Genomic DNA, 11,876 nt, shown 5'->3' on the forward strand with positions numbered 1-11,876 from the left:
CTATATTGTTTGATATTTTAAAGTGGGCAAATATAGGCAGTTCTTCCACAACATTTTTTTTCATTTTTAAGGATAAATCGGTATAATGATGTTCAGTATCAAGCCATTTTTAAGCCCATAATAAAATAGCGTTTATTTACGAAAGAATAGTTAATTTAGCCCATCCAAAATTATTTTTTTCAATTATCAAAATGAATAAGAAATATTTAGTATTGTTAGGTATCAGCTTAGGATTGAGCTATTCTGCCGCTCAGGCACAAACTATTTTTACGGTAGGAAATGAAGCCGTTTCTAAAGAAGAGTTCTTAGCAGGGTATAAGAAGAATAATTCGAGTAATACCTTAAGTTACAATGATGCATCGCTGACCAATTTTGCCAATTTGTATGCCTTATACAAAATGAAAGTGAAGGAAGCGGAAGCCCTCAAAATAGATACCATCGACGCCATTAAGAGCGAGATTAATAATTATAAGATACAATTGGCTAAAAACTACTTGACCGGTAAGGAAAATGTAGAAGCACTTGCCCGCGAGGCCTATAACAGAACACAGACGGAGCGTAAGGTAGCACACATCCTGATCCAGTCCTATACGGCTACACCTTCTAACGATGTTTCCAAAAACTTTATTGATAGCTTATATGCGCAAATCAATTCCGGTAAGGTCTCATTCGAAGAAATGGCCAAGAAGTACTCGATGGATAAAGCGACGGGTATACAGGGCGGAAGCATGGGCTATATTACAGCCTTTCAAACACCATATGAATTTGAAAATGTAGCGTATAATACCCCGGTAGGTACTCTCTCCAAGCCCTTCAAAACACAATATGGCTACCATATCGTAAAAGTATTGGCAGAAAGGCCTTCGACCGGAACGGTAGAAGTGGCTCAGATTTTGTTGGCAAACAATAATGGCAATGCTGATATGGTTACAGAAAAAGTAAAGCTTGCCATGGATATCAGAAACCAACTGATCAACCAGCAGGCGTCTTTTGAAGCCTTGGTTCAAAAATATTCGGAAGATGAATATACCGTTGGCACGGGGGGGAAGATACCACCTTTTAAAACGGGCAAAATGACCGAAGTATTTGAAAATGCTGCGTTTGGTTTGAAAAATGTTGGGGATATATCGGAACCGGTAATCACCGATTATGGGGTACATATTCTGAAGTTGATCTCAAAAAAACCTTTGGGCACCTTTGAGGAAGAAAAAAGTTTCCTGGTGAATAAAGTAGAGCAGAACAGTCGTTTTGAAGTGGCTAAGGCCAAAGACATGCTGGAAGTGAAGAAAAAAATGGGCTTTAAAGAGTATCCGGAAAACCTGAGCGCATTGGTGAATACGATTAATCAAAATGACCTGGAAAAGGGAAATCAGCTGCAGGCCTATCCTAATCTCAAGGAAAAACTGTTTGAAGTACAGCAAAAAACCTATACCCAACAGGATTTTCTTCAATATATAATGGCCTTAACCCAAGGAAGGTTAAACGGCAGAAAAGAAGAGGCCTTTAAGGAATTATACCGTATTTATACCGACAAGGTGGTTACAGATCTTCAGATCGCAGATCTGGAGACAAACAATAAAGATTATAAAAACCTGATCTCTGAATACCGTAACGGCGTCCTGATCTTTGATCTGATGGATAAAAACATCTGGTCAAAAGCAACTAAGGACACGATGAACCTTAGAAAATTTTACACCGCTAATAGCACTAAATACCAGTGGCAGCCCGGTTTTGAAGGCGTTATCATACAAAGTAAAAACCATGAAGCGCTGCAACAGGTACATAATGCTTTAGCACAGGGCTTATCGGTAGACGATGCCTTGACTAAGGCAAATACACCGTCTAACAGCGAAAAGATATATCAGCAAACCGGCCGCTTTGAATTTGATTATGTCAACATGTTTGACAAAAACAATTTACCGGAAGGTAAGGTTACAGACATCAAAAAGGACGGGGATAATGGCGAAATATTTGTATACCCGACAAAGGTCTACAACCTTGTTGTTCCCAAAACACTGGACGAAGCGAAGGGCGCTATTGTCGAAGACTATCAGAAACAATTGGAGCAAAACTGGGAAAAAGAGTTGCGTAGTAAATATACTTTCAAGTTGAATACGGCGGCTTTAAAGAAGTTGGCACAATAAAATATTGTTTTAAACGGCTATTATAAATACCATTATGTAAAGAACTTACGTTTTGGAATGGTGTAATAGCCCTTTTTATTAATAATGAATACACCTAAAGGTATTAATACCTATTTTTGTATTAAATATTTTTTCCATTTTGACAGACCACATCCCATTTTCTTTTACCCGGCCGGCATACTTAAGAACCTTTTTTTCATTACTGGCATTCTTCCTGGTTTCGATAAGTTCCTTTGCACATAAGATGGTTGGCATTGTGGTTGACCGGATTTCAAACAAACCTATTGAAGAGGTAAGTATCGTAAATGTACATACGGGCCTTGAAGTGAAGACAACGAAGAATGGTCAATTTGAAATTGAAGTGCAGAAAGGCCAGTTGGTAGAATTCAGGATACCGGGATATGATGCGGCAAGGGTCAATGTAAAATCAGATATACTGGCTAGCTATTATAATATTCAGTTGACAGAAAGCAATACGATTATTGATGACCGCTTCTTAGCCAATTCCTTTGCGGGTGCCGCTATCGACAGCATCAAAAGAAGAGCTATCTATAAAGAGGCCCTGGAACATTATAAGCTTACCGGACTGGATGTGATCCAACATCCTTTTGATGCTTTGAGTAAACGCAACCGAATGATTTGGAAATTCCAGCAAAATTATGAGTATTGGGAGCGCGATAAATTTATCGATTATGTATTTAACGACCGTCTGATTGTTCAGTTGACACAACTCAATAGTGATAGCCTCGAAATGTATAAGCGCTTATACAGGCCTAATTATAATTTTATCCGTGTCATGAATGAGTACGATTATTATACCTATATCAAAGAAACAGTGCGCAATTTCAGGGAACGCAGCGCCAGACAAGAGTTTAATAAACCGGAAGACAAACCATATGAACCATATAACAGTGAGCGGTAACAAAACAAGGGAAGGCTATAGCCGAAGTGGTTTGCTCATCCTGTTTTTCCTGATGGCTACACTGGCATATAACCGTTCCTTTGCTGCAGATGGCAATAAAGACATCACATTATCTTTGGAACAGGATACCCTTAAAAATAAAAAGAATACCCTGCCACTAAGCGATTCCGTTACCTTTATCGAAAATAAAGACTTAAGAAAAGGTGTTTTTGCGTGGAAAGACTCCGTCATTATTCCAAAGCGTTCCGCCATGTATTCTATGCTGTTTCCGGGACTTGGTCAGCTCAATAACGGACAGTATTGGAAACTACCGATTGTTTATGGACTACTGGGTGCAGGCGTTTATTTCTTTCAGGATAATTTAAAGGGCTATAATGAATTTCGGAGGGTGTATGCCGACCGGTTAAATAATATATATACCGATAAGTATGTAGGGCGATTTGACGATACAAGGATCAAAAATGAACGGGATTATTTTAAGAAATACCTCGATATGACCGTACTTATTTCAGTCCTGGGTTATGGCCTCCAGATTATGGATGCCAATGTTTCTGCCCATCTCAAACACTTTGACATTTCAGAAGATATCAGTTTCCGGGTAAAACCTACTTTCCAACCCACCCCCTGGGGTATCAGTCCGGGAGTAGGCATTGCCTTTAATTTCAAAAAATAACCATGGCTAAGATCATTGCGATAGATTACGGAAAGAAGAGAACAGGTTTGGCCATCAGCGATCCGCTGAATATGATTGCAACCGGAATCGGTACGGTAGATACAGAAAAACTGATATGGTCCCTGAAACAGGTATTGAAAGAAAATGAAGTGGATAAAATATTGCTGGGTTATCCGCAAAACCTAAATGGTACTGCAACAGATATTACGGCCAAAGTCGAAAAATGTCACCAGCAACTGCAAAAAGTATTTCCGGACAAAGAGATCATTCTTTGTGACGAGCGCTATACCTCCAAAATGGCTTTTCAGGTGATGATCGACAGCGGACTAAAGAAAAAAGACCGGCAAAACAAAGCGCTGATCGATGAGATCAGCGCCAAAATAATACTACAGGGATATTTAGATTTCCTCTAAACTATTCTTCACCTGTTCTTTTCGTTTCCACATCCTTTTTAATCTGATAATACTCAGATTTTATTTTCTTAGAAGGCAGATGAATCTGGAAACCCAAATTAATGCCTAAACCCGAAGTATTACCGGTGCCATAAGTACCTTGGTATCTTACTAAGGTTTCCAAGGCTACATTTGGTGTAATGAAATAAGCATAACCCGCACCTACTTTGATGTTAAAGCCCACTTCGACATCGGTTTGGCCTGCAATACCAACACCAGCTTCTCCAAAGAAGCGGCCACGGTTCAGGATATTATCGATGTTAAATTCCTTAGGGGCAAAATAATAACGCCCGAAAGCACCGATACCGTAGCGGAATGTTGGATCAATACCCTTGATTGCAGTAAATCCTAAAGGTACTTCAAGGCCCAGGGCTAAATTGTTTTGGATAAAATATCCCACTTTAGGACTAATGTCCAGGCTTACAGAGTTCGAACTTCCAAGTCCGAAATTGATATTGGCTAATTGTCCCCCAACCAAGAACGTCCCTTTTTGTAATTGAGCATCAGCTTTTGTGGTTACAGCCAGACAGCCTGCCAGTGCCATAACAGAGAAGATTACTTTTTTCATTTTGTTTCCGTTTTTTTGTTTAAACAATAAGCTTTTACGATATAGTAAGAAAGCCATTATCCTTACAAATATAAGGTAACAATTGTAAAATGCTCGTTATTATAGTTTTATTACCATTTGTTGTGTTACCTAATTCTTAATAAATGGCATTTATAACCAACATGTTCTATCATTTTATTAACTTTGCCACAAATAAAATAAATATTAATTTATGAGAGCAATTTTTCACAATTTAAGAGCAAAATTGGCTTGCGCTTTGTTATTGTCGGGATTTGGTTTGGCTGCAAACGCACAAACATATCCTTATGTGGTAGATTTTGAGACTGCTACGACTAATCCTAACTCAAAGGCTTATGCCGATACGTTAACGATAGCTGCAAATGGGGCCAACTGGAAAATGCCTGGTGTATATTTGGGCACTATGATCACTCCTGGTGGCGATCGTCTTAATGGCACAAGATCAGCCAGAATGAGATTAACAAGTAATACTACTGGTACGCAAGGTTATATGCAAATGATTTCTGACTTACCAAGTGGTGCCGGAACGTTTTCCTTTAAAGCCGGACGATATGGTTCAGATGCGGTAGATTCTATTCAGGTTTTATATAGTACCAACGCAGGTTCTACCTGGACTTTAGTTGCTACTGATCCAGTTACAGATACCGTATTAACTACATTTACCCATAACATTAATGTTGCCGGAAATATCCGTTTCAAATTGATGAAGAAAAGTACTGCTAGTACAAGGGTAAGTATTGATGATATTAATGTAACTATTTACTCTACCACTCCAGGTACTAGTTTATATGTTACGGCAAAAACACCAAGCGGAACAGGCGTACCTTTAACTACCGATTCATTAACGGCTACATTCTCTAATGCTATTACAGCAAGTACGGGTAGTGTGAAGTTATACAAAGTAGGTCAGGCAACACCAGTTGCTACTTTTACAGGAGCGAATGCGACGATTACAGGTACAAAAGCTAAATTTGCACCAATCGCTTTGCAAAATGCAACTTCTTACTATGTAACCGTAGATACCAACACCTTTACTTATAGTGGTGCGGGTAATACACCGGTTAGCGGAACAACTTCATGGACGTTTACTACAGTAGATACAACGCCTCAGGCACCTTCTGTTACTTTCAAAATTCCTTTTGGTACTAACGTGTCTCCTTTAACGGATTCTATCAGCATGACTTTCTCTAGTAATATCACTGCAAGTACGGGTAGTGTGAAATTATACAAAGTGGGTCAGGCAACACCAATCGCTACCTTTACCGGTGCAAATGCAACAATCACTGCAGACAGAGCTAAATTTGCTCCAATCGCTTTAGAAAATGCAACTTCTTATTATATTACTGTAGATACTAATACTGTTAAAAACGGTACAATAGGAAACCATCCTGTTTCCGGTACTACAGGTTGGGCATTTACAACAAGAGATACTTCATATCAAACTTCTTTAAACGAAACATTTGACGGTTGTATTTCTACTGCAATTGGCGATTTCGTAAGATACAGTGTATCAGGTGCTAAAGTATGGAACTGTTCTAAATTTGGCCGTACCGATACAAGTGCTGTTTATATCAATGGTGGTTCTTCTACAGGTTCTGAAGCCAATAATGACTGGTTAATCTCTGCACGTAAACTTGATTTCTCTGCAATCGTTAATCCAAACTTAAGCTTCTGGCAAAAAAGACGTTTTACCGGTACGGTAACTCGTAAAATCATGATTTCTACAAATTATAGCGGTGCAGGCGATCCAACACTGGCTACATGGACTACTTTAAATGTACCAGCTTTAGGTTCAGTTCCGGATACAACATGGAAACAAATTAAAGACATCAGCTTAACTGCTTATAAAAACACAGCGTTTTATTTAGCATTCAGTTATGAGTGTGGTACTGCAGGTGCTTACGAGTTAACATATGATGATATCCAAGTGCAAAACAGCACAACAGGTATTAATACTGTAAAAGGTGCTTCTGTTAATCTTCAGGTATTGGGTATGCCAACAAGAAACACCATCAATATGAATGTTGAATTGAAAAGCAACGATAACCTGGAAATCAATGTTTATGATTTAATTGGTCGTAAAGTAGCTACACAAAATTATGCTGCAAAAGCCGGTAACAATACAGTTGTATTGAACAACTTAAACTTATCCAGCGGAATGTATGTAATTCAAGTAACAGGTGCAAAAGGTTTTGGTACTGTGAAAGCAGTAGTAAGATAATAATACTTCTTCTAGATTATACATCAAAAAAGGTTCGGTCTCAAATGAGACCGAACCTTTTTAATACATTATATCGAGTATATCCGGCTTTAGGAGGCAAAGAGATTTAATTATTCATTTGATTTCTATTTATAGCAACTGCTACCTTTTACCTCGATGCAAAAGGTAGCGCTAAAAATCAAGGCTATATAAATTCATGGCTAAAAAATCGATCTGTTCTGTACGGATCGCTTATTGTTTTCATCACAGCGATAGCAATTTTGTAAGTGGCGTTGCGATTTTTGAGCCATGTATACTCGCTTAAAGCTCAAAAATCAATGCACGAAACGCAACAAAATTGCGATGCGGAGCAATCGCCTTGATGAAAACAGGCATTTTTGGTCCTTTTGTTGCCACAAAAGGACGAACAAAATAGGTGCCTATCTTCCGGGCATAGAAACAGACCTAAACAACTAGTAAACAATATATTATAAAGGCTTTCTCAATATAATGTAGGGAAATATAACTGCACTTCTTTATACATAAAAAGGCTCCGTTTATATAAACGGAGCCTTTTTACTATGGTAATACTAAATTATTAAACATTAAATCGGAAATGCATTACATCACCATCACTCACCACATATTCCTTACCTTCAATCCGTAATTTTCCTTTTTCCTTACAGCCATTTTCACCACCTAATTCGATATAATCGTTATAGGCAATAACCTCAGCCTTGATAAATCCTTTTTCAAAATCCGTGTGAATTACGCTGGCAGCCTGTGGTGCTTTCCATCCTTTATGAATCGTCCAGGCACGTACTTCCTGTACACCTGCAGTAAAGTAGGTAATCAGGTCTAATAATGTATAAGCTGCACGAATCAAACGGTTCAAACCGGGTTCTGTTAAGCTGTATTCCTCAAGAAACACGGCTTTATCGTCCGGATCTTCCATCTCAGAAATCTGTGCTTCAATATTGTTACACATGATAATGATTTGTGCCCCTTCTTCTTCCGCTACCTTTTTCAGGGCTTCAGAATAAGCATTACCTGTGTGCATAGATCCTTCATCCACATTGGCTACATATAATACCGGTTTAGCCGTTAATAAAAAGATATCGGCAATCGCTTCTTTCTCTTCTCCCGCTAAATTCAGTCCTCTAACGTTTTTCCCTTGTTCCAGATGACCTTTACAAGCCAGCAGCACATCCAAAACAATCTTTTGTTTAGGATCATTTTTGGCCACTTTCTCTACACGGGCAATCTTTTTTTCTACACTGGACAAATCGGCCAATTGCAACTCTGTATCGATAATTTCTTTATCGCTTACAGGATTGATCGCGCCTTCTTCCCGCAAGATATTCTCATCTTCAAAACAACGGATCACGTGTACTACCGCATCTACCTCTCTGATATTACCCAGAAATTTATTACCCAGACCTTCCCCTTTAGAAGCACCTTTTACCAAACCCGCAATATCCACAAACTCAATAGCCGTTGGTACAATACGTTCTGGTTGAACAATTTTTGCTAATGCATCCATACGCTCATCCGGTACATCTACCAAACCTACATTAGGCTCGATGGTACAGAATCTGTAATTAGATGCTTGCGCTTTGGCGCTATTACTTACTGCGTTAAATAGGGTGGATTTACCCACGTTGGGTAATCCTACGATTCCTGCCTGTAAAGCCATTTTTGATTTAAAAATTTTTGCAAATGTAGGGATTATTTATCAATGCTTACTATTATCTGCCCAGGCGTTTACACTAAATCTTTATTATTCTATACGATTATTTATCTTTGCCCGGTTCAAACCCATTTTTAGCCCTTTATGCCATCCGGAACACTTTCATACCAAAACAACAAACTGCATTTTGTACGATACGGTACCGGTAAGCGTTTATTACTGGCTTTTCACGGATCAGGACAGGATGCTTCTTTTTTTGCAGCTTTGGCCCGAAAAGTGGGAGAGACCTTTACGATCATTGCCCCTGACCTTCCGGAACATGGAAAAACGAGCTGGCGGGGCGCTATTACGAAAGTGGCATTGATAACTTTGTGCGAACGGTTTAAAGTTGAATTTGATGTAGATAAGTTTTCACTTCTGGGTTACGGTATCGGCAGCAGATTTGTACTGACATTGGCAGAACAACGTAGTGAGTGGATTGATGGCGCATTCTTATGGGCAGCAGCTGACTTGCAGCCAAAACCCTGGTATGGCCCGGAAGCAAGAAATCCTCTGGGAAAACGGATCTTCCGGCAACTGGCCTCAGCACCGGAGACAGGACTCCGGTACCTGTCTGCGGCGAAAAACGTAAAACTCCTTAAAAAAAGTAATTTTGCATACATGAAAAGGGTGCTTGAAAACGAGGGCTTCAGGAAAGCGTTAAGCGTCGATACATCCCTGACTAAAAACATCGTACCGGAACTGGATAAAGTGCGGTGGCAACTTAAAAAATATGCCATTCCAACCATCATTTATATACCTGCCGATGCACCCGAAGATGAGGTAAAACAGGCAGAAAAATTCATTAAAAAACTACCGGCTGCAAGGGTAGAGCCGATTCCTTCCGAAAACCTCCTGGATCATATCGCGTCCCAGCTCAAACCCTGACCGACCCTATGCTCTATACAATAATCAGCTTTTTTTTATGTGCCGTTTATATAGTCCTGATGGGCTTATACCGTTATGGGTTTACCATCGAAAAGCGTAAACCTTTTACCAACGCATTTTCTGAACACAAACCTACTTTTTCCATTATCATACCTGCACGCGATGAGGCCGGGAATATTGCCGCTTGCCTGCAATCCATCTTAAGAAATACTTATGATGCCGATCGTTTTGAAATCATTTTGATCGACGATTTTTCTACCGATGAGACCGTATCTATTGCGCAAAAAATATTATCCGCCCCACACCGCATCCTGCAACTAAAAGATTACCTGTCGCCGGAAGAAACCCTGAATGCTTATAAAAAGAAGGCCCTGGAAATAGCCATTGGAATGGCAAATGGAAGTTATATCCTCACCACAGATGCGGATTGTATCCTTCCCCCAAACTGGCTGGCGTTATACGCACAGCAATTAGAAGATCCCGCTATTCATTTTATTGCCGCTCCGGTTTCCTTTACACCCTTTGACCATCATCGGTCCTGGTTATATTATTTCCAAAGCCTGGATTTTATGACCATGCAAGGCATTACCATCGCCTCAAACCGGCTAGGCCTGGGCAATATGTGTAATGGCGCCAATATGTTATTTTCAAAAGTCGCTTTTGATGCCGTAGAAGGCTATAAAGGCATTGATCATAAAGCTTCGGGCGACGATATGATGCTGATGCAAAAAATCAATATGCGTTTTCCGGGCAGTATTCGCTTTCTTTTTAGTCAGGAAGCCATAGTCGAAACACCCGTACAGCCCACACTTAAGCACTTTATCAATCAGCGGATCCGTTGGGCATCCAAAGCCGATAGCTACCCACAGTTTAAGATGACCCTCATTCTTTTGGCGGTCTACCTCTTCAATGTAAATTTACTCTTCCTTACGATTGTTTCTTTATGTATTCCCGCCTATTGTGCTGTGTTGCTGCTCTGCCTGAGCATTAAGATTGTGGCAGAATTATACTTCCTCTATCCCGTTTCCCGCTTCTTTCACAAAGCCAACGAATTGCTATTTTTTATATTTTTACAGCCGTTGCATATCCTATACATCATAATTGCAGGATTTTTAGGTAAATTTGGTAAATATTCATGGAAAGGAAGGATCGTAAAATAAAAAAACGAAAAACTAAACACACACAATACTTATGCGTAAAATAATCGGAATTCTGGTCCTGCTGCTCATTGTGGCGATAGGTGGCTATGTTTATTGGTTCTATATCAATCGCTACAGCGACGGACAAAGAGAAGGTGTATTGCAAAAATTTTCCAGGAAAGGCAATGTCTTTAAAACTTACGAAGGCGAAATATTAATGTCTGGTTTTGGTCGTGTAGGCGGTAATTTTCAGGCACAGTATTTTTATTTTAGTGTGGAAGACCCCAAGATCGTAACCGTTTTGGAACAAAGTATAGGCAAAAACGTAATCATTCATTATAATCAATATCGTAAAAGCCTGCCTTGGCGGGGCGATACCTATACCAATATGAATGAAAAGCCCGGACAATACATCGTTGATAAAGTAGAATTGGGTGCGAGTACCCCAACCAACAACAATAACAATAATGCGGAAGACATTATTCCATATTAGGTCCGTATTAGGCTTCTGAACGTTTACCTTACCTGAACTTATTTGTATACATGCTAGCAGAACTACTGGAACTAGATCGGTCTTTGTTTTTAAAAATCAATACAGAGTGGACAAGTCATTTTTTGGATCTTATTATGCCCGTATGGCGGGATGCCAAGACCTGGCTGCCCTTATATATCCTTATCGTTGCTTATTTGGTATACCGTTTCGGGCTTAAAGTATGGCCTTGGTTTCTATTTGTTGGGGTCATGATGCTTTGCAGCGATCAGCTGAGCAGTCACCTCATCAAACCATGGGTAGCGCGGATCAGACCTTGTAATGAACCCCTGCTACAAGGGCAGGTACGAAAAGTACTGGGGTATTGCAGCGGTAGTTATAGCTTTACTTCTTCTCATGCAGTAAATCATTTTTGCATTGCTGCATTTATCATTTTTACCTTAAGGAGACATACGGGGAAAGCCATTTACCTGTTTTTTCCCTGGGCATTTTCCATTGCTTATGGCCAGGTATATGTAGGGGTTCACTATCCCTTAGATATTTTATGCGGCGCCCTTTTGGGAACAGGAATAGGGTATCTGTTTGCGACAATATACAATAAGAGATTAGGCCTGCCCAGCCTGCGCAACTCCCGATTATCTACCCCGTAAACC

The 11,876-nt window shown here is 39.7% G+C and carries 11 protein-coding genes; 9 read left to right on the forward strand and 2 right to left on the reverse strand.

Going from position 1 to position 11,876, the window contains the following annotated elements:
- Positions 1-191: 191 nt before the first annotated feature.
- The 4 genes from DBR32_RS09235 to ruvX all read left to right on the forward strand — a co-directional run bounded on the left by DBR32_RS09235 (position 192) and on the right by ruvX (position 4,152).
- Positions 192-2,144, forward strand: a complete 1,953-nt coding sequence (locus DBR32_RS09235; protein WP_124636023.1) for a peptidylprolyl isomerase — start codon at positions 192-194, stop codon at positions 2,142-2,144.
- Between the two features lie 139 nt (positions 2,145-2,283).
- The gene (locus DBR32_RS09240) at positions 2,284-3,066 is read left to right on the forward strand and encodes a hypothetical protein (protein WP_124636024.1); all 783 of its coding nucleotides are present in this window, start codon (positions 2,284-2,286) and stop codon (positions 3,064-3,066) included.
- On the forward strand, positions 3,041-3,739 hold the full coding sequence (locus tag DBR32_RS09245) for a DUF5683 domain-containing protein (RefSeq protein ID WP_124636025.1): 699 nt from the start codon (positions 3,041-3,043) through the stop codon (positions 3,737-3,739). The genes DBR32_RS09240 and DBR32_RS09245 overlap by 26 nt, the downstream gene beginning before the upstream one ends.
- A gap of 2 nt (positions 3,740-3,741) precedes the next feature.
- Positions 3,742-4,152, forward strand: a complete 411-nt coding sequence (ruvX, locus tag DBR32_RS09250) for a Holliday junction resolvase RuvX (protein WP_124636026.1) — start codon at positions 3,742-3,744, stop codon at positions 4,150-4,152.
- Position 4,153: 1 nt separating this feature from the next.
- On the opposite strand, the gene DBR32_RS09255 is transcribed toward ruvX, so the two are convergent.
- A complete protein-coding gene (locus DBR32_RS09255) occupies positions 4,154-4,759 on the reverse strand; it encodes a hypothetical protein (RefSeq protein WP_124636027.1) in 606 nt (201 codons plus the stop codon).
- A gap of 211 nt (positions 4,760-4,970) precedes the next feature.
- Here DBR32_RS09255 and DBR32_RS09260 point away from each other — a divergent pair, with 211 nt between their 5' ends.
- The gene (locus DBR32_RS09260; RefSeq protein ID WP_124636028.1) at positions 4,971-6,998 is read left to right on the forward strand and encodes an Ig-like domain-containing protein; all 2,028 of its coding nucleotides are present in this window, start codon (positions 4,971-4,973) and stop codon (positions 6,996-6,998) included.
- A gap of 577 nt (positions 6,999-7,575) precedes the next feature.
- On the opposite strand, the gene ychF is transcribed toward DBR32_RS09260, so the two are convergent.
- Positions 7,576-8,673, reverse strand: a complete 1,098-nt coding sequence (gene ychF, locus DBR32_RS09265; protein WP_124636029.1) for a redox-regulated ATPase YchF — start codon at positions 8,671-8,673, stop codon at positions 7,576-7,578.
- A gap of 138 nt (positions 8,674-8,811) precedes the next feature.
- Between ychF and DBR32_RS09270 the strand changes: the two genes are divergently transcribed.
- The 4 genes from DBR32_RS09270 to DBR32_RS09285 are packed head-to-tail and all read left to right on the forward strand — an operon-like array spanning position 8,812 to position 11,873.
- Positions 8,812-9,594, forward strand: coding sequence for an alpha/beta hydrolase (locus DBR32_RS09270; RefSeq protein ID WP_124636030.1), 783 nt, complete (start codon positions 8,812-8,814; stop codon positions 9,592-9,594).
- An 8-nt stretch (positions 9,595-9,602) separates the two neighbouring features.
- Complete coding sequence (locus tag DBR32_RS09275) at positions 9,603-10,754, forward strand: glycosyltransferase (protein ID WP_124636031.1); 1,152 nt, start codon at positions 9,603-9,605, stop codon at positions 10,752-10,754.
- Between the two features lie 31 nt (positions 10,755-10,785).
- Positions 10,786-11,226, forward strand: coding sequence for a hypothetical protein (locus DBR32_RS09280; protein WP_124636032.1), 441 nt, complete (start codon positions 10,786-10,788; stop codon positions 11,224-11,226).
- Between the two features lie 50 nt (positions 11,227-11,276).
- Complete coding sequence (locus DBR32_RS09285; RefSeq protein ID WP_124636033.1) at positions 11,277-11,873, forward strand: phosphatase PAP2 family protein; 597 nt, start codon at positions 11,277-11,279, stop codon at positions 11,871-11,873.
- Positions 11,874-11,876 lie beyond the last annotated feature (3 nt).

Source organism: Taibaiella sp. KBW10, assembly GCF_003852495.1.
In the GTDB taxonomy this organism is placed as follows: domain Bacteria; phylum Bacteroidota; class Bacteroidia; order Chitinophagales; family Chitinophagaceae; genus Edaphocola.